This is a genomic window from Leptospira alexanderi serovar Manhao 3 str. L 60, from assembly GCF_000243815.2.
GTDB lineage: Bacteria > Spirochaetota > Leptospiria > Leptospirales > Leptospiraceae > Leptospira > Leptospira alexanderi.
Window position 1 is genome coordinate 60,780 of record NZ_AHMT02000044.1, and the last position, 19,015, is coordinate 79,794.

Annotated in this window: 17 protein-coding genes and 3 pseudogenes; 15 read left to right on the forward strand and 5 right to left on the reverse strand. The window is 41.6% G+C overall.

Annotated elements, in window-relative coordinates:
* Positions 1-296 precede the first annotated feature (296 nt).
* The 4 genes from meaB to LEP1GSC062_RS13825 all read right to left on the reverse strand — a co-directional run bounded on the left by meaB (position 297) and on the right by LEP1GSC062_RS13825 (position 6,517).
* Positions 297-1,346, reverse strand: coding sequence for a methylmalonyl Co-A mutase-associated GTPase MeaB (meaB, locus tag LEP1GSC062_RS13810; protein ID WP_010579212.1), 1,050 nt, complete (start codon positions 1,344-1,346; stop codon positions 297-299).
* A gap of 14 nt (positions 1,347-1,360) precedes the next feature.
* On the reverse strand, positions 1,361-3,562 hold the full coding sequence (gene scpA / locus LEP1GSC062_RS13815; protein WP_010579213.1) for a methylmalonyl-CoA mutase: 2,202 nt from the start codon (positions 3,560-3,562) through the stop codon (positions 1,361-1,363).
* On the reverse strand, positions 3,562-5,439 hold the full coding sequence (locus LEP1GSC062_RS13820) for a methylmalonyl-CoA mutase family protein (protein WP_010579214.1): 1,878 nt from the start codon (positions 5,437-5,439) through the stop codon (positions 3,562-3,564). Before LEP1GSC062_RS13820 ends, scpA begins: the two co-directional genes overlap by 1 nt.
* A gap of 88 nt (positions 5,440-5,527) precedes the next feature.
* The gene (locus LEP1GSC062_RS13825; RefSeq protein ID WP_039942141.1) at positions 5,528-6,517 is read right to left on the reverse strand and encodes a TerC family protein; all 990 of its coding nucleotides are present in this window, start codon (positions 6,515-6,517) and stop codon (positions 5,528-5,530) included.
* Between the two features lie 88 nt (positions 6,518-6,605).
* Here LEP1GSC062_RS13825 and LEP1GSC062_RS13830 point away from each other — a divergent pair, with 88 nt between their 5' ends.
* From LEP1GSC062_RS13830 to LEP1GSC062_RS13845, 4 genes and pseudogenes are all read left to right on the forward strand, one after another.
* Positions 6,606-7,232: a lysoplasmalogenase gene (locus tag LEP1GSC062_RS13830; protein WP_010579215.1), complete on the forward strand. Its 627-nt coding sequence runs from the start codon at positions 6,606-6,608 to the stop codon at positions 7,230-7,232.
* 63 nt (positions 7,233-7,295) lie between these two features.
* Positions 7,296-8,197, forward strand: a pseudogene (locus LEP1GSC062_RS13835) (ferritin-like domain-containing protein).
* The gene (locus LEP1GSC062_RS13840; RefSeq protein ID WP_010579216.1) at positions 8,197-9,354 is read left to right on the forward strand and encodes an aminotransferase class V-fold PLP-dependent enzyme; all 1,158 of its coding nucleotides are present in this window, start codon (positions 8,197-8,199) and stop codon (positions 9,352-9,354) included. Before LEP1GSC062_RS13835 ends, LEP1GSC062_RS13840 begins: the two are co-directional and overlap by 1 nt.
* Before the next feature lie 340 nt (positions 9,355-9,694).
* A complete protein-coding gene (locus tag LEP1GSC062_RS13845) occupies positions 9,695-10,636 on the forward strand; it encodes a bile acid:sodium symporter family protein (RefSeq protein WP_176091471.1) in 942 nt (313 codons plus the stop codon).
* Positions 10,637-10,794: 158 nt separating this feature from the next.
* Here the strand turns inward: LEP1GSC062_RS13845 and LEP1GSC062_RS25905 are convergent.
* Positions 10,795-11,627, reverse strand: a pseudogene (locus LEP1GSC062_RS25905) (transposase).
* A 241-nt stretch (positions 11,628-11,868) separates the two neighbouring features.
* Between LEP1GSC062_RS25905 and LEP1GSC062_RS13860 the strand changes: the two are divergent.
* From LEP1GSC062_RS13860 to LEP1GSC062_RS13910, 11 genes and pseudogenes are all read left to right on the forward strand, one after another.
* On the forward strand, positions 11,869-12,198 hold the full coding sequence (locus LEP1GSC062_RS13860) for a hypothetical protein (RefSeq protein ID WP_010579219.1): 330 nt from the start codon (positions 11,869-11,871) through the stop codon (positions 12,196-12,198).
* A complete protein-coding gene (locus LEP1GSC062_RS13865) occupies positions 12,189-12,908 on the forward strand; it encodes a hypothetical protein (protein WP_010579220.1) in 720 nt (239 codons plus the stop codon). Before LEP1GSC062_RS13860 ends, LEP1GSC062_RS13865 begins: the two co-directional genes overlap by 10 nt.
* An 11-nt stretch (positions 12,909-12,919) precedes the next feature.
* Positions 12,920-13,585, forward strand: coding sequence for an LA_3478 family PerA/PerB upregulated protein (locus LEP1GSC062_RS13870; RefSeq protein ID WP_010579221.1), 666 nt, complete (start codon positions 12,920-12,922; stop codon positions 13,583-13,585).
* Entirely contained in the window at positions 13,582-14,175 is a 594-nt protein-coding gene (locus LEP1GSC062_RS13875) for an LIC_10705 family lipoprotein (RefSeq protein ID WP_010579222.1), read from the forward strand. The genes LEP1GSC062_RS13870 and LEP1GSC062_RS13875 overlap by 4 nt, the downstream gene beginning before the upstream one ends.
* 23 nt (positions 14,176-14,198) lie before the next feature.
* Positions 14,199-14,516, forward strand: a pseudogene (locus LEP1GSC062_RS13880) (hypothetical protein); the annotation flags it as partial.
* Between the two features lie 35 nt (positions 14,517-14,551).
* Positions 14,552-15,094, forward strand: a complete 543-nt coding sequence (locus tag LEP1GSC062_RS13885; RefSeq protein WP_020984573.1) for an LIC_10705 family lipoprotein — start codon at positions 14,552-14,554, stop codon at positions 15,092-15,094.
* Between the two features lie 18 nt (positions 15,095-15,112).
* Positions 15,113-16,537, forward strand: coding sequence for an LIC10707 family hydrolase (locus LEP1GSC062_RS13890; RefSeq protein ID WP_039942144.1), 1,425 nt, complete (start codon positions 15,113-15,115; stop codon positions 16,535-16,537).
* A complete protein-coding gene (locus LEP1GSC062_RS13895; protein WP_039942146.1) occupies positions 16,528-17,256 on the forward strand; it encodes an LA_1694 family PerA/PerB upregulated protein in 729 nt (242 codons plus the stop codon). Before LEP1GSC062_RS13890 ends, LEP1GSC062_RS13895 begins: the two co-directional genes overlap by 10 nt.
* Positions 17,253-17,882, forward strand: a complete 630-nt coding sequence (locus LEP1GSC062_RS13900) for a hypothetical protein (RefSeq protein WP_010579227.1) — start codon at positions 17,253-17,255, stop codon at positions 17,880-17,882. The genes LEP1GSC062_RS13895 and LEP1GSC062_RS13900 overlap by 4 nt, the downstream gene beginning before the upstream one ends.
* A 390-nt stretch (positions 17,883-18,272) precedes the next feature.
* Positions 18,273-18,437, forward strand: a complete 165-nt coding sequence (gene rpmG, locus LEP1GSC062_RS13905) for a 50S ribosomal protein L33 (protein WP_002722197.1) — start codon at positions 18,273-18,275, stop codon at positions 18,435-18,437.
* A gap of 17 nt (positions 18,438-18,454) precedes the next feature.
* On the forward strand, positions 18,455-18,913 hold the full coding sequence (locus LEP1GSC062_RS13910) for a TraR/DksA family transcriptional regulator (RefSeq protein ID WP_004495182.1): 459 nt from the start codon (positions 18,455-18,457) through the stop codon (positions 18,911-18,913).
* Positions 18,914-19,015: the final 102 nt, after the last annotated feature.

Genomic DNA, 19,015 nt, shown 5'->3' on the forward strand with positions numbered 1-19,015 from the left:
ATTCATATAAGTGCGTCTTTATTGTTGTTTTATAAAGGCACCTTTAAGTCTTTTTGCTGAAGTTGAATTGTATTCTTGATTTGGGAAAATAATCTTACTGAAACACGCTGCGTAAAAGAATATTAGAGTTGTTGAAAAATTCCATGATTCAGATTAACAAAACTGCTTCAAACGTCCATTTCAATAGGGCAGAAACGGATAGAGAATTAATTTTTCAACAACTCTATTCTCTACCAAAAGGGAAGAGTTCGAGAGCGTATTCGGAATGGGACTTTAAAATCTAAATCGATCTATTCTTAAATACGTTTTCGATATTCTGCGATCAATTTCTCAGCCGCTTGAAAGGAGCTGATCTGATGGCGGCTTACTTTCTCTTTCATATCTTTGTAGAGATTTTTCATTTGAGCCTTGAAATCTTCCATAAGATGTTCGGACACGGTTTCTTCTAACCAATACTTTGCTTGATTTGTTCTTCGGATTTCGAAAGAACCATTTGACTTTAGAATTTTCTCATATTCTAAAATTTGATTCCAGATTTCGGGAATTCCTTCTCCCGAAAGAGAGGAACAGGTGAGCACTTTTGGCATCCATCCGCTTTCGTTTGTTGGGAAAAAATGAATTGCGGACTGGGTTTCGGTTCTGGTCATTTCGGCTTTTGTCTTGTTGTCCCCATCCGCTTTTGTTATAGCAAATAAATCGGCCATTTCCATAATTCCACGTTTGATTCCTTGTAGTTCGTCTCCCGCTCCCGCAATGAGAAGAAGCAAAAACAAATCCACCATGGAATGTACCGCTGTTTCCGATTGTCCGACTCCAACGGTTTCCACAAAGATCGTATCAAAACCTGCCGCCTCACAAAGATAGATCGTTTCTCTCGTTTTTCGAGCGACTCCTCCTAAGGATTCTCCCGAAGGAGAAGGGCGAATGAATGCGGATTCGTTTCTAGAAAGTTCGGACATTCTCGTTTTGTCTCCGAGAATACTTCCTCCCGAAATTTGGCTGGAAGGATCGATGGTCAATACGGCTAATTTTTTTCCTTGAGAGATGGTATACATTCCGAAGGACTCGATGAATGTACTTTTACCGACTCCGGGAATTCCAGTGATTCCAATCCGGACCGATTTACCGGAGTGAGGAAGACAAGCGTCTATAATCTTTTCTGCAAGTTTTTTGTGATCGGCACGCGAACTTTCGACGAGCGTAATCGCTCTGGCGAGCATTACTCTGTTCCCGGAAAGAATTCCTTGTATGAATTCCTCTTTGGAAGGTAGCGTTCTATTCAGTCTTCCGAGGCGTTGGTTTATCGCGCTTATAGGAGGGATCTCCGATTGTTCTTCGGAACTCAAAGGCTCGTTTTCCTTTATACGTTTACTTTAGAAGTTTCCAAATCTCGAATGAGGAGTTCCAGAATACCTACGGCGGCTTTGGAGATTTTTGTTCCCGGTCCGAAAATTCCGGTGACTCCCGCCTTGTAAAGAGTATCATAATCTTGTTGGGGAATCACTCCGCCTGCGATGACCATAATATCTTCTCTTCCGAGTTTTCCCAGTTCTCCGATTACCTGTGGAACGAGGGTTTTATGACCCGCGGCCAAACTAGAAATTCCGAGGATGTGTACGTCGTTTTCCACTGCCTGTTTTGCGGCTTCCGCGGGAGTTTGGAAAAGTGGTCCTATATCGACGTCAAATCCCATGTCGGCAAAACTCGTAGAAATCACTTTCGCGCCTCGATCGTGTCCGTCTTGTCCCATCTTAGCCACCATGATTCTAGGACGACGACCTTCTAAAATCGCAAACTGGTCCGAAAGTTCTTTCGCTCTTTTGAAATCCGGATCGTCCTCGATTTCGGAGGAATAAACACCCGAGATAGAACGAATTGTGGCTTGGTATCTTCCGAATACTTTTTCCATAGCGTACGAAATTTCCCCGAGAGTCGCTCGTTTGCGAGCGGCGTCCACTGCAAGCGCTAGAAGATTTCCTTCGGTGTTTCCGGCGGCGCATTTTGTGATCGCATCCAACGCTGATGTTACGTCTGCGTTGTTTCGATTTTTCTTCAACTCTGCGAGTCTGCGGAGTTGAGACTCTCTTACAGCAGTATTATCGATATCTAATATATCTAAAGGTTTTTCTTCTTTCGCCTTATAACGATTGACTCCTACGATCACATCTTTCCCGGAATCGATCTTAGCCTGTTTGCGAGCGGCGGCTTCTTCAATTCTCATTTTGGGAATTCCGGTTTCGATCGCCTTTGCGATTCCGCCTAACTTTTCCACTTCTTCGATCAATTCCCAAGCGCGATGTGCGAGAGAATGTGTCAAAGACTCGACGTAATACGAACCTCCCCAAGGATCCACGACTCTGTGAATGTTCGTTTCTTCTTGAAGAAAGATCTGGGTATTTCTTGCGATTCTCGCGGAGAAATCCGTCGGAAGTGCTATCGCTTCGTCAAGCGCGTTTGTATGAAGGGATTGTGTATGACCAAGCGCGGCGGCCAACGCCTCGATACAGGTTCGTGCTACGTTGTTGAACGGATCCTGTTCGGTCAAACTCCAGCCTGAAGTTTGGCAATGGGTTCGGAGTGCGAGGGACTTTAAGTTTTTAGGATGGAATTGGTTTACGAGTTTAGCCCAGAGAAGACGTCCCGCTCTCATCTTTGCGATTTCCATAAAGTGATTCATTCCAATCGCCCAGAAAAAAGACAAACGAGGCGCAAACGTATCCACATCCATTCCCGCTTTGATTCCTGTTCTTAAATATTCCAAACCGTCTGCGAGAGTGTAGGCGAGTTCTATATCCGCTGTGGCTCCGGCTTCTTGCATATGATAACCCGAAATAGAAATCGAATTGAACTTGGGCATAAAGTCGGAAGTGTATTTGAAAATGTCCGCGATGATTTTCATCGATGGTGCGGGCGGATAGATGTAGGTGTTGCGCACCATGAACTCTTTCAGAATATCGTTCTGAATCGTTCCCGAAAGTTTGTCCGCGCTGACGCCTTGTTCTTCGGCGGCTACGATGTAAAACGCCAATATGGGAATTACGGCTCCGTTCATTGTCATCGATACGGACATCTGATCCAAAGGAATCTGATCGAATAGAATTTTCATATCCAGAATCGAATCGATCGCAACCCCCGCCTTACCTACGTCCCCGACCACACGTTCGTGATCAGAGTCATATCCTCTGTGAGTCGCCAAGTCAAACGCGACCGAAAGCCCCTTTTGTCCTGCCGCTAAGTTTCTACGATAAAATGCGTTGGATTCTTCCGCCGTGGAAAAACCGGCGTACTGACGAATGGTCCAAGGTTGTTGAACATACATCGTGGAATAAGGACCGCGCAAGTAAGGAGGAATTCCCGCAACGTAATCGAGGTGTTCCATACCTTCCAGATCTTCCGCGGTATAAACCGGCTTGACCGGAATTTTTTCGGGAGTATTCCACAAAATTTGTTCCATGGAATTAAGGCCTAAATCTCCAAGAGCGGCTTTTTCCCAGTCGGATTTGGAAACATTTCCGCCTCCCTGTGACGCATAACGTTTTGGATCAAAATTCGGACGTTTCATCAGATGCCCAGCCTTTTCTGAATGAGTTTCAGAGTTTCTAAATGTTGGGATCTGACGTGAATGAAAAATTCGATTCCTTTGGATCCCAGAGAATCGATTTGTTCCGTTGGATTTCCCGCTACGACTCCGACCAGATGGTGATTTTGTTTTTTCAAAACCGCAAAGGTAGAATCCACAAAACCGATTATTTCTTCGTCGCTTGTACAGAAAACGACCACATCTGCCTTTGTTTCTTTCAAACCTTGAAGCGCTTCTTCGGGAGTGGAATAACTTCCCGGATCGACTACCTTGTAGCCCGCACAAGCCAAAAAATTTTGTGAAAAAATAGCGCGCGCTTTTTTCATTTTGAGATCTCCCATCGGGAGAAGAAGAACAGTCGGGACCTTTCCTGTCTTCTTTGAAAAACTTTCCGTTTTCAGTCGAATTTCTTCGATTCCGGCTCCGGCTCTGAATTCGGAGATTTTTTCACAAGTGATTTCGCCTTCGACGCTATCGATATCGCCTAACGTTTGATTCTGATTGAGAGTAGGGACTCTATCTTCTTCGTTCGGATATTGGTTAGTTCCAAGAAGAATCTCCTTTCGGCTGGCAAGATTCTCTTCTTTCTTCTTTCTAGATTCAGCGATTCTTTTTTGGATGATTCCTTTTCGAACGGCTTCTAAAAATCCTCCGACAGATTCGATCTCACAGAAAATTTCCCAAGCTTTTTTTGTGAGCGAATCCGTGAGAGACTCGATATAATAGGAACCTGCGGAAGGATCCACTACCTTATCCAAGTGCGATTCGTGTTTCATCAACAGTTGGATGTTCCGAGCGATTCTCAAGGAGAACGAGTCGGAAGTTTTTAAAACGCTGTCGTACGGAGAAACGCTGATGACCTCACAACCACCGATCGCGGCGGACATGGCTTCGGTTGTTGCGCGAAGCATATTCACGTTCGGATCATAGGCGCTGTAATTGTATCTACAAGTCTGCGCGCTTAAAAAAGCGTGGAGAGAATTTTCCTCCTTGGGAGAAAATTCTTTGAGAATCCCGGCCCAAAGAATTCTCGCGGCGCGTAACTTTGCAATTTCCAAAAAGTAATCCGGACCGATGGAAAACTCGAACATCAACTGGGAAGCGATCGTATCCACGTCCATTCCTGTCGTCTTAAGTTGTTGTACATACTCGGCCGCCGCCGCTAACGTAAACGCAAGCTCCTCCGAAATGGCGGAACCCGCATCCCGAAACGTAGAAGAGTTCACCGACAAACCTCTGTAATACGGCCAAGAAGAAGCAATCGTTTCCAAAATTTCTTTGAGCCTTGTGATCGAATGTTTTCCCGATTTTCCGTGTTTGAGAAGAATCCGATACGGATCGTATCCGAGTCCTCCGACAAACACTTTGTCTTTGGGAAGCCAAGAAAAAATTTCGGGGGATCTTTCTTCCGCAATGAAGTGAAGAGTCACTTGATCGAAAGGAAGTCCTTCGATGAGCGTTTCCAAATCTTTGGAAGAATGTACCGGAATTCCTGCTTGGGAAGAGGTTTTATTTTCGATGATAAATCCGATCGCGGTCACACCGTTAGTCGTCGCTTCTTTTGCCAACCGATTAGCTTCGGCTACTGAAGGTGAATCGAAGTCTTGGCGAATACTCCAGTCTTGAACGAGCTTTCGAGTGGATCTGGCAAAGGGAATAGTTCCGGGAAGATTGGAAGTCAGCCATTGTTTATCGCCGATATCGTCTTTCGTATAAACGGGTTGGATCTTAAATCCTTCCGCCGTTTCCCAAACTAGTTTCTTTTCGAAGTCCGCTCCCTTGAGGTCTTTTTGAATGAGTGCAATCCAGGCTTCCCGAGTAACGGGAGGAAAGTCTGTAAATAGTTTTTGATTGGCCATTTTGATTTTTCTCTTTTTTGGGAGCTTCTACAAAGTTCCCTTTCTAGGGAACCTTGCAAGACTCCGGTGTAAAGTCAAAAACCCGCTTTTAAGTTCCGTTTTTGATTTTGAGGTAATGGGGAACCGAAGCCAAAATTGAAATAACCAACGTTCCCAAAATGATTCCCAGAGAAACTAAAATCGGAATGTGAATTGCATACCCGAAAACATAGGGAGAAAAAAGAGGAAGCAGAAGTTTGATTCCCACGAACGCGAGAAGAATTGAAACTCCCCGTTTGAGAAAAATGAAAAGCTCCATCACACCTGAAAGCATAAAGTAGAGAGAACGAAGCCCGAGGATAGCAAAGATATTGGAAGTATAAACGATAAACGCATCCGTAGTGATCGAAAAAACAGCGGGAATCGAATCGAGAGCGAACATGATGTCGCTGAATTCCACGATCAAAAGGGTAATGAATGTGGAAGTGAATAAATATCTCCCGTGTTCTAAAACAACGAATTTTTCTGGGTAATGGCTCCGAGTCATCGGAAGAATCTTCTTCGCAAGTTTGACTACAAGAGAAGATTCCGGATGAAAATCCTCTTGTTCACGGTGAGTGAACATTTTCATCGCGGTGTATAGAAGAAAAATCCCGAAAAGATATAGGATCCAATCGAACTGAGAAACCAATTCCGCTCCGATGAAGATCATAATTGCACGGAAGAACAAAGCTCCGATAATTCCCCATTTTAAAATCAAAGGTTGATATTGAGGCGTTATCCGAAATTTCTGAAAGACCATGATAAAGACGAAAAGATTATCCACGGAAAGAGAATATTCTAGAAAATAACCGGTGATAAATTCAAGGGCTTTGGTTTTTCCCAAAGTCGGATCGTCGGGCGATTGATTCATAACGTAGATGAAAATACCGAAAGAAATCGCAAGGCTGAACCAAAAAAAAGACCAATAAATCGATTCTTTGAAAGGAATTTTGTGGGCTTTTTTGTTAAGAACAAAAAGATCCAGATAGACGAGAAGACCTAAAACCACAGTAAAAACAACGGCTAAGATCAATTCCCCAGAACTCCAATGCCCCATATTCCCTCTTTGTTTGTACGATTCTTAGATGACAAAAGTACCGTCTCTTTACAAAATTACAATCCCAATTCCCATAAAGAGGTCCCATATGATTCCTGTCTTATTTTCCATCGCTTCTATTACTCATTTGTTAGTTTTGTATTTTGTTCCCGATGAAGTCGTTTTCAAACTCGGAAGTAAAATCCTACCTATTCTCATTTTGATTTTTCTCTCTTTCTTCAAAGGCAATTGGAGGGACAAAGCTGGAAAATTTATTTTCGCGGGTCTGATTTTTTCCTTATTCGGAGACGCTTTTTTAGCTCTTCCTGGAAATTATTTTGTGTTCGGGCTTGGGTCCTTTCTCATGACTCAGATCTTATATTCGATTGGATTCTCGATCGGAAATCCGGTAAATATTGTCCGATCCATTCCGTTCTTTGCATTTGGAATTTTCTTTTACACCTGGATTTTTTCCGGGCTCGGGGTTTCTCTTTACGTTCCGGTCGCGGTTTATATGATCGCGATTTGTACAATGGGTTGGAGAGCGGCGTCTAGGGAATGTTCCAGTTTAGCATTCCGGAAATCCTTAGTGGGCTCTTTACTTTTTATCTTATCCGATAGTTTCATTGCGATGAATAAATTTACGACGATTCCGATTCCTTGGATCGGAGTTTGGATCATGTCGACTTACTATGCGGCGCAGTTTCTCATCTATGAATCTATGGCAGAAAATTAAATAATTATTGATTCGGTCGGTAATGTAACTAAGATAGCAAAGAAAATCGGGAGGAATCTTATCATGAATATTAAACCTTTAAAAGAAACCACATTTTTAGAAGCGGTCGCGGCGGCGATTCAGCACGAAAAAGATTATTTCGAATTTTATATGAGTACGTATGAAAAACTTCCTCCCGGAGATACCAAGGAACTTTTTGAAAGACTAGCAGAGGAAGTGGACGATCATATCAAATTTATTACGGAATTGTACGAGCAAGCGGAAGGATCCGAACTCCCGAACCTCAAACAACTCACCGCAATCCATAAGTTCCACGATTCGACTCTTCAAAAATTGATGAATAAGGTGGAAAGGACAATCGCAGGTCCGGGAACCAAAGACGCACACGAAGCTCTTGAACTTGCGATTCGAGAAGCGGAGAATAGCGTTTCTTTCTATGAAAAACTCGCAAACAAATTCGAAGACGTGAACATCAAATCTCTTTTCACGAAATTGAAAGACTACAATCAAAACTATCAATCTCTTCTGGAAACTGAGCTGAACGGATTGGATCAATCCGGATCGGGTCAGGGAACTTTTTTTTGGGACGAACAAGCGGAAGAAGTGGCTAAGGCGGAGTCTAAATCCGAAAAAACTCCGAAAAAACCGAAGGTTGTAGCTCCTCCGATTGCGAAACCTGCTGCTTCGACTCCGGTTGCAAAGACCGCTACAACGAAACCTACAACTTCTTCAAAACCGGCTACAACAGCCAAACCTGCCGTAACGAGTGCAAAAAAAGCGGCTTCTAAGAAGAAAGTTGCAAGTAAACCAATAGCCAAAAAAGCCGCTCCTAAGAAAAAAGCGACAGCCAAGAAAACGCCTGCAAAACCGAAAAAGGCAGTGAAAAAAAGCGCAGCCAAAAAAGTTTCTCCAAAAAAACGACGCCTAAAAAAAAGTCGGCGGCAAAGGCTAAGAAAAAAAGGTAATGCAGCCCACCGCGATCATCGATTGGAAAGAAATCCAAGATCTCTATCCCGTAAATCAGGAGATGATCTGGTTGAACAATTGCGGGACAACTCCTTGCAATGTACATACAATCCAGGCGGTCGGGGAATACTTGGAAGGTTACTCTAGAAAAGGAGGCCTAACGGAAGTACGTAAATATGCTTCCGTAAAACAATCGATTCGAAAGATCGTGGCGGGACTCATCAATTGCGATGCGGAAGAACTTTGTATCATCCACAACACGAATGAAGGGATGAATTTTTTTTCTTTGGGTTTTCATTTGAAAAACGGAGATGAAATTCTGCTCTTAGAGAACGAATATCCGAGCAATATTTATCCTTGGGAACACTGGAAAGAAAAAGGAGTTAAGATCGGATACATTCCGATGGCTTTTACCCCGGATCAGTTTTTAGAAAATCTGAAATCTTCCGTCAGCTCCAAAACCAGAGTTGTGGCTCTTTCCGCAGTTCATTGGTGCACTGGAATGCCGTTCCCCTTGGAAGAGATCGGGACTTTTTTAGATTCTAGAGGGATTGAGTTCGTTTTAGATGGCGCTCAAGGAATAGGATTGGTTCCGGTTGATGTTAAAAAGATGAAATTAAAATACATCGCTTTCCCCGCTTGGAAATGGCTTTTAGGCCCTCTCGGTTTGGGAATGTTGTACATCCAACAAGATAAAATTGATACGCTTGCGTTTCCGTTTAAAGGAACAAGCTCCGTAGTCAACGACGAGGTTTACTTACCTTATCGCGCCGAACTAAAATCCGGAGCAGATCGGTATGAAATTTCTACCGGAAATTTTATCGATTGGGTATATTTTCAATCCACACTCGAAATGCTTCAGAAAATAGGATTTCATTCCGTCATGGAAAGAATTTATGAACTCGCGGATTATCTTTCCGAAGGAATGAAAAACATCGGATTTCAAATAGAACTCGATCATTTCCCCGACAATCGAACTGGAATCGTGGTGGGATATAAGGAAGGAGTTCCTATGGAAGAACTTGTTTCTTATCTAAAGAGGAACGGAGTAATGTGTGCTCTGCGCCTCGGGAAAGTAAGATTTTCTCCGCATATCTATAACCGCAAGGACCAACTGGATCGAGTTGTGGAATTACTCAGTTCTTTTCCGCGTTAAACAAAACCAAGAGAGCATAATTTCACTCAAAAATTACCTGGGTTTGAAAATAAAACAGTCGTCGGAAGTACGACAATCCTCTTTCAGGCACTTGCATATAAAGTCATAATAAAAAGTGTGAAACTGAGTTCCGAAACAAAATTCTAAGTTTACCAAACGACTTGAAATATAATAGAGTTTGTTGAAAAATTAATTTTCCTTCTGTTTCACTGAAACGGACGATTGGGGCAATTTTGTTAAACCCCACTATGGAATTTTTCAACAACTCTGATGTAACTGTCTCAGCGTTCGAAGATTAATAGAAAACTTAGATTTTAGGAAAAGTTGTAATCAAAATTTGGTGAGAAACAAACTACAAAAAATCGGAGAAATCGGCACATTGTTATTTCCGATCTGGGTTTTAACCGGATCAATTCTTTCTTTTTTCTTTCCTGAATGGTTTACCTGGTTTACCGGAATTTGGATTACTTACGGTCTTGGTTTTACGATGCTCGGTATGGGAATCACACTCTTACCACAAGACTTTCGAAACGTCTTTCAGACACCGATTCCCGTTTTTTTGGGAGTCATTCTACAGTACACTGTGATGCCGCTTTCCGGCTGGGGAATCGGAATCTTATTCGATCTGCCAGCTCCTTTAGCGACAGGACTCATCGTCGTTTCTTGTTGTCCTGGCGGTGTTGCGTCTAATGTTATTTCCTATCTTGCAAAGGGAGATCTGGCCCTTTCCGTATCCATGACCGCATCCTCGACAATTCTTTCCGTTTTTATGACTCCGTTACTTACCCTCCTTTTAATCGGTAAAGGCGTCGAAGCCTCCGTGAGCGGACTGTTTTTGGACACGTTTCAAGTCGTCATTTTACCGACGGTACTTGGAATTTTGCTCAATTTTTATCTTCCAAAAATTTCCAAAAAAATTCAGACCGTATCTCCTTTCGTCGCCGTTTTACTGATCACGATGATCGTTGCCTCCATCTTAGGAGCGGGCAGAGATAAAATTCTCCGATCTGCGGAAATCCTGATCGCCGCAGTAGTCAGCCTACACGTTTCAGGCTTTTTGTTCGGCTACTTTTTATCCTGGTTATTCATCCGAAAACAAAAAACATCCCGAACGATCTCAATCGAAGTAGGGATGCAGAACTCAGGCTTGGGAGTTGTTCTTTCCAGAAATAATTTTCAGGACCCGTTGGTTGCAATCCCAGCGGCGATTTCCAGTCTCGTGCATTCTCTGATCGGAAGTTTACTTGCAGCATTCTGGAGAAAACGAACTCCGGAAGAATAACCCGTTTCTTTCCAAACCCACGATTCAATTCCACGAATCTATAAAACGTAAATTTAGAACTTTCTTAACCTCTGAAGGGTTATGGGAATTCCGACATTTGGCAGGACATTCTTATGATCTGTTTTGCTAAAATATTCATATTATAACGTGAGTTCGGCCTAAGGAGAGAGTAAAAGTTGTAAATTGTCTTTGGATCTCAAATTCAAAGAAGGTTTTTTTGGAAAAAATGAAAATGCGACTAACCCACTTAATAAATTAACAGCCCAATTGAAAAAGCTTCGATGTCTAGTATGTTGAATCTGACAAATATTTTTAAGTTCATCATTTACGGATTCAATGATAGCTCTTTTTCTTAAAAGAATTTTATCAACTAAGGGCATTAATTTATTTTTCATATTCTTTTTAAGTTTTGTAATGAGTTGAATTCCTTTTTCATAAAGACTTTCAAACAAAGAATTGACTGATATAACCTCTATCTCCGAAAAGTTTACAGCGCATCCCAAAACTTTATTTTACTTTACTTTATCAGAAAGATCAAGCTGCAAGGTTCTGTTCAGTTCCGGTTTTTTCCGTAAGAAAAAATCGTAGACTGGACAGGTTCTTATGAGAATGGATTCTTCTGTTGTCGCATACTCCAAAGAATCGTAGAATCAATGAACGATATTCCGGAACATTTTCCCAGACAAGAATTTGATAGAAACGAAGCTATGACAGATAACGCGTTAGGCATCAGTTCAACAAAACGATTGTAACTTACCGCTTTTGGAAATTCCGATTTTAAATTCTTTTTTATTTCTATCAGATAATAATTTTTAAATTCTCTATAATGAGAAAGATGAAAACAGACAACAATCGTTGCTACTTCACTCAGGCTTAACTGAAATTTTCGGTTTCTTTTTCGAACTACCGGACTCAATATTTTCACGTTCCAGTTTATTTTTTGTTGTGTACAATAATCGTCTATGGCACAAAATATCTCTGCCAGATCCATATTTAACCCTTTTCTTGCTGGAAATTTGGTTCAATATGTGATCTGGCGCTTTTCTGTACAAGATTTTTCTCTTTTTTCCTCCTTATGCCGAACTCACGTTATTATAGAATTAAAAGTTACAAAAATGCCAATTGTTTTATTTTAGATCCAAATTATAATTTAATATAAATTGTGTTAAATTATTTGAATTAAAAAACGAAAGTCAGAATTATGTTAAAATAACGTTATTTTAACATAAACTATGAAAAGAAAGGAAAGAGTTTTTCTGATTTTATTGGGGATTTCAATCCTCTGTAATTTCTTATTTGCCTACAAAATCTTTCAAAAAATTCCGACCGAAGCCGTGCAAGTTGGCGTAAAATCCGGCTGCGAGAATTCGAACAAAAAAGAATTACTTTCAACCGCGGAAATTCTCCCGCATCCGCCCGACTTTCTGAAGGGCAAAAAAATCCAATTCTTTTCTTATACGACCCGCAAAGAAAACGGAAAGAAATGGATTCTGTTTCAAGAGAAAATCGGTAATCGTCAAAAAGAAGCGAAAGTGGATGCCGAGGCTGTTCGATGGTTTTGAAAAACGCAGCTCGAATTGTTTCTATTCTACTTGTAGGTTGTACGACCGCGAGTTTATTTTCGGAAAATCAGAACGGTTCCACATTTCGCAACGGAGTTCTTCTTTTGAATAACGGGCCGGGATTGTCGGGAGAAGTTAGCGAATTCCGGGACTTTTACTTTATCCGAAATTCCAAGATCGGTAAAAAAATTCCGAAAGACCAAGTCACCGATTTTATATCCGAAGAATATTACAAAAAGATAAAGAACTCGTCTTCGTTTCGAAGCGCCTGGGAATCCTTTCTTTATTGGAACGCTTCCGCGGACACTCAGTGGAGAGGCTTTCCTCGGGAAGACGTCGCAACGAGCGGACAGTTTGAAGATTCCTATACATTCTGGATCAAGGTCGGACTTTTGCTCCTCACCGCCGCGGCTTACGCGGATGCAAACCGGCAAAATCAATCCCTGAAAAACGCCTATTCCGGATTTGACCGTAGGGAAAAAGAAACATTCCAAAATTCTTATACAAGATACCAAGCCGTCGCGGCGGTTACGATAGGCTTTTTCATGTTCACGACGATCAAAGCCTACGTTCGTTTCGGCAGAAACGAAAACTACAAAGACCTACAAATTCAAGGCAGAGAATTAAAATCCGTCGGCGAGGCATTCGACCTTAAATCGCCCCTTTCCGGAATTTCCACGGTTCAATTTGGAATCACACAAACTTTTTGAGGAAATAAAACATGAACAAAAACCAATCTAAAATCATTAAATATTCCGTTTTTATAATTCTTTTGGCCGCATTCGCCGATTGTATAAAATCGAATTCCGGTAAAGTGCCGCCTCTTTTCGCTTCCAACGTAACCCCCTATACTCCTGCCGATTTGGGAATTCAGACTCCTCCTGCAGACTCCATCCTATCAACGTTACCCGCAATTTCGGATAACGAACGTCTTGCTATCGAAGAAGCCTTTCGTTTGATGAACGAGAACGACCAACTGGATCAAAAATTCGTAAAGGAGTCCTCCATGGCTTCGAGAGACGTGCTTTTCAATAGACCGTTAACCGACACCGAATTGGAAGCGAAAGTGGAAGCAGAACTGAAAGGTCAATCCTATCCGACGCCTACCTACGGAACCGAACAACAAATTCTACTTCAAGAAAGTCAGGCGGCTGACGTTTTCTACGGCAAGGTGGAAAACGATCTACCGAACATGACGGTTCCTCAACTCGTCAAAGTTCGGGAAAACTTTACTCTGAGTTTGGTTATGATTCGATTTATAATCGATTACGGAAATACTTCGGACGGAGTTCCTATTTCTTTTTTAGTCATGGCGCGCGAAAAGGCGGTCGCAATTCGACAAAAGGTCAATTTGGAACTTATCAAACGCGGAGTGAAATCCTTATGATCCGCGTATCATCCAAACACATTTTAAAAGATGAATATTCCAAAAGAAGTCTCATGCTAAAACAAATATTTCTCACAATCCTCTTTGTTTGTTTCAACCTCCGCTGCAGCAGCTCGGAGAGAACTCCAAACGGCGATTATTACAACGAATTCATTCGAGAATATGCGATTTTCTTTATACTTCCCAATCTCGATCTCAATCAATTTTGTCCGCCAACGGATCAAATTCCTATCTTAGAACCCGGAACATATACGAGATATATGGCAGAAGGAGATACGTACATTTTTGATAATAGGGCGAGGTTGAACGGAATATACACGGGCGGTTCTTATGAATATTTTACATTTAGGATACAAGAAAACCCAGGGCAAGAAATTAAATTAACGAGTCCCGAATGCGGAAATAGCTCGTATGAATATCGCGCCAAGCAAGATTCGGGTCAATCAGGTAAATTAGAAAATATTTATATAGGATTAGCTGTTCCACCTCTGTCAGTGAAACGTTCTAATTTTTTTACTAAATTCACAGCCATCTTTGGTTCAGGGACAATAACTTTTACTACTCCCTTTGCACAAGATCCACCAAGGTAAATAATCTTTACGGAGAAAAAATCATGAGAAGAATAAATTACGCTAGAAAATATTTTTCGATCATTATACTTTTATTATGTAGTTTTCCTATTTTCGCAGATAAAAACAGTTTCAAGTTTTGGTTTCCGGATGCAAATCACACTGTAAAATATCTAGTTGAAGATACAGATTGCAACACACAATTCGATGATAACAATCCGGAGTCCTTTGAACCTACAAAAACCTTTCTTACCTTGTATGGGGATAGCTTAGGAGACTTTGTGGACGAACCCGCTTACGGGCATTTCGGTTGGGATAAGTTCCTTACCTTGATGAACTTTGGTGTGGAATGGAACGTGCAATTACATACTAGAAACTTAATATCTCGGAGAGTCTCATGCTAAAACAAATATTTCTCACAATCCTCTTTGTTTGTTTCAACCTCCGCTGCAGCAGCTCGGAGAGAACTCCAAACGGCGATTATTACAACGAATTCATTCGAGAATATGCGTTTTTCTTTATTCTTCCCAATCTCGATCTCAACCAATTTTGTCCGCCAACGGATCAAATTCCTATCTTAGAACCCGGAACATATACGAGATTTATGGAAGAAGGAGACACGTATCTTTTTGATAATAGGGCGAGGTTTCAACAATCGGCTCCGGCGGGGGAAGAAAGATTATTCACCTTTGTAATTCAAGAAAATCCAGGGCAAGAAGTTAAACTTACGACTCCGGAATGCGGCAATGACTCTTTCGAATATCGTGCTTCAGGAGATTCTAATCTTTCAGGTCAAATAGAAACAATTTACGTTAGATTAAGAACTCCACCTTTTCCTGTTAAACGTTCTAATTTTTTTACAAAACTTAAAGTAATATCCAAATCCGGAACAATAATTTTTACAACACCAATGTCGCCAGATCCAAAGAATGCTCATTGATATTAAAGGAGTTAGAAAATGTTAAGAATAAATTACTTACAGAAAATACTATGGCTAATCACATTTCTACTATTGAATATACCACTCTTTGCAGACAAAAACGCCTTCAAATTTTGGTTTCCGGATGCAAATCATACAGTTAAATATTTTATTGATAACAATTGCAACACACAATTCGATGATAACAATCTGGAGTCCTTTGAACCCAATAAGACCTTTCTTACCTTGTATGGAGACAGCTTGGGAGACTTTGTGGACGAACCCGCTTATGGGCATTTCGGTTGGGATAAATATCTGACCCTCATGAACTTTGGTGTGGAATGGAACGTACAAAATCTGGCCATCGGAGGATATACTACATATGACATGTATGAATTGATTTCCAAATGCGCAGATAGCTACGAACGACGTATTAATTTCAAAACGGCGCCTAACGTATCATTTGAAATCGGAGGAAACGATTTCTGGCACAACGCGCTCCTTTTGACCGTCATGCCTTGGAAGTTCAGCTCCGTGGTAGAACGGGTCGCTCACAATACCAAATCCATTCTCTATCAATTGAGAAACCCGAGACGTAACAAAGACGTTCTCGTCATGGGAAACTTTCCCAATCTATCCTATAGCCCTACATTAGGAAATACGAATCAATACTTCGCACCGATGACAACCCAACCGAACGGGGGTTTCAGTTATAACATGAGTCAACTCCAAGCGGAACAAAAGAAAGCGATGCGTGAAGAAGAGGAGGCGGCCGTATTAGCGCTCTTACCACCCGTCGGATGGCTCGCGCTGCTTCATATACCCATCGACTTGGATCAATTGCATACGGAGTTTGTGGAATCCATCCTTTATATCAAAGAAGCATACAACGGCGTTATCGCCAATCTCGAAATTCAAACCGGAGTAGAGGAATTGGATATACTTAGAGTACAAATCAAAAATGCGGGTACGTCGCCCACTATGCAAGACGACTGGTATTGGCTTTGGTTGCATACGATTAAAAATAATGTCAGTATGGTGACTAGTTTAGGAATGTATTTTTCCCAAGGCGCCATTGAACAAGCAGCGCAAGAAGTGAACGGAAAATACGGAAAGGTCCGTTTCTTACCTATGTATCATCTTTTTATACGTCAGAGGGATTGTTTTGAGTTCGGCCATTGTTGGGTGGCCAATCCTTGGTTATATCAGGATCAGATTGGACATTTGAACTACATTGGCTACACGGTTTGGGCGGGAGCGTTATCGGCAAAAGTAGTGGAACTCGATTGGCATAACTCTCTTAAAAACGGACCGCCGCATTACAACGGAGCGGTCTCGATTCCAGGAGACGATACGGTTGTAATACCATTGCCCGAAGAAGAACCTCCTCAAGACGTAGAAGTTCAACCTACGCCGATCGACATTCTAATTTTGATCTGCATATTTACCGGAAAATGTTGGTAAATTTCCGAAAACGAGCTTTACTGAGCGGGTTCTGGATTTGTATATTCCTATTTGATTGTATTCAAGAAAATGAATCCAATCCGAGTTTGCAACTGACGCTCGTTCAAAATCAATTGCAGACAATTCCGAAATGGGAAATGCCCGAACTCAAGGCCTGTCTCGTCAATACTAGGATCGCAAGCGGAACGATCACAACTTGTTACGAAGTCGAAAAGGAATCGTGTAATTTCGATTTCTTCAATAATATCAAAACCTCTACGGTTCTACAAAATAGAAGGGACGATCTTACGTTCATCAGCATTAACTTTCCGAATTGTGCGGCGGGAACCGCGCCCTTATTCGTAAAATACTCCAACTTGCAAACACCTGCGTCCATGTTATGGAAGGACTTTTTCGGATTCGACGGAGCCAATGTAGAATCGCAATTTCAATTTACCAATCAAAAGACTTGTAAGGATCTCGGGTTGGAAACAAACCCTTTTGTCGCGGGAGGATTTTCCCGATTGCTCAACTCTCAGGAATTGTCACAATTGAACGGCGTAGAAGCGGAACTTGCATTGATCCCGGCGACCAGCGCGGCTTGCAAGAACGATTTGAACTTCAGCGTCGACCTGATCGATCTCACACAAAATATCAAAAACGGAACGTTTTTAAGAGGAATCACTTGTGCGTATCAAACCGGCTCCGCATATCCGATCTGTCCTTGGAGTCGTCAGTGATTCGAAAAATACTATTTCAAAGTCTGATTCTCTTTTGTTTGTCGGATTGTACCGGTAGTAAGTTCGCAGAACCGATCGCTGAAAACTACGTATTGTATTTACTTTTAACCACTGCGGGTTTGCCGTGTTCTCCGCAAACTTATACAAACCCTTGGAGTTTTACCGATACGAACGGAGACGTCAAAGCCGGTTTTTTAAATACTCCCGGACCGGAAGTAGGCTATCTCGATCTGATTTCTGGAAACGTGCAGGATAACGAGACTAACGTTACATTTTCCTTAACTTTGGGATCGATTCCGGATACGATCGTAATCGAAGGAAATTCGAACATTATGGAATACGAATGGTTTTATCATTTTCAAGGGAAAAATTCCTTCAAGATCGGAATCATCCCCGCCCCTAAAAGAACACCACAACGGATTCCGTTTCAAAACCTGGAGGTTTTGGTTTGGCGCAATCTGAGTTTTATAGGAGGATGCGGAAATCTGAACGTTCAAACAAACACCGCAAATTGGACCTGCGAAAAAAACACGGTCCCCGATTTGCGAGAACTCTTAAAGACCGAATCGATTTCAGTGGAAACAACGGCACAAAACAAGGGGATTCGATATTCCGATTGTCATTGAAAAATAGAACAAGAAGATATCTATCATTCAACTCTTTTACGAGAACGAATCATAGAAGAAGAAAGTCTATTTGTGTATGTAAAGTCCTAAAATCTAATCACTTGAAACGTGGGAACTCCCACAAAAATCCCTTTTCGATCTTTCTTATTTCAAAATCCTTTTCAACCTGTGGGGTTGATTCGCTCTACTCATTCAAAAAACTCTTTCTTTTTCGGGAATTTTCTTTAATCCTCCTTGATTTTTAAGCCCTTTCCCATTTTCTAGCACAATGAACAACCTCCGGTAGGGCTTTTTTAAGCCTAATTTTCAAATTTTCAGAGAAGTTGGACTTGAAAATGCGGGTTATTCCGTCTACTGAGAGAAATTTATTGAAATCGGGACATTAGCGCCATGAGAGAAATTATCAAGCTCGTTTGTCAGGAACCAGGCTGTTCCAAGGGAAGAAGCACCTATTTTCTCACCAAGAACAAAAAGGCTAAAACGGAAAAATTGGTCACTAAAAAGTTCTGCAAATTTTGTAGAAAACACACCGAATACAAGGAAACCAAGGTCTAAGGTTTCTAGGTACTAGGATGACTGCAAAAAAAACAGCTCCGGCATACGATAAAAAAGCTCTTCAAGAAATCGCCGAGCTCCTCCACGAGAAAAAAAATGCTCTCCTGGAAAAATACGCCCATTGGGAAGATAACAGTAGGCCTTCCGGTCTCAAAGAAATGGGAGACATTGCGGACATCGCGTCCGAAATTAACGAAGAAACTTTGAGTTCCGTTCTTTCCGAAGCGGAGATAGAAACGATCCGCGAAATCGATGCCGCATTAGAAAAAATCGAAGATGGTACTTACGGAGTTTGCGAAGGAACAGGCAAAAAAATCCCGATCGCACGTCTTAAAGCGATTCCTTGGACCCGCTATACCGTAGAATACGCGGAAACTCTTTCGAAAAGTAAGGGTTTTTCCAGAAAGAGCAATAACGCGGGAAACCTTACAGGCACATATAAAATTCCATCCGATATGGATTCGATGGACGACTGAACCTCAATTCTTTTCTCGCCCCTATTCATCATCTAAGTTATACTGCTTTTTGAAAAAAGAAGAGAATCTCCGATTTCTCGGGAGCCGTATTTTCAGTCATTT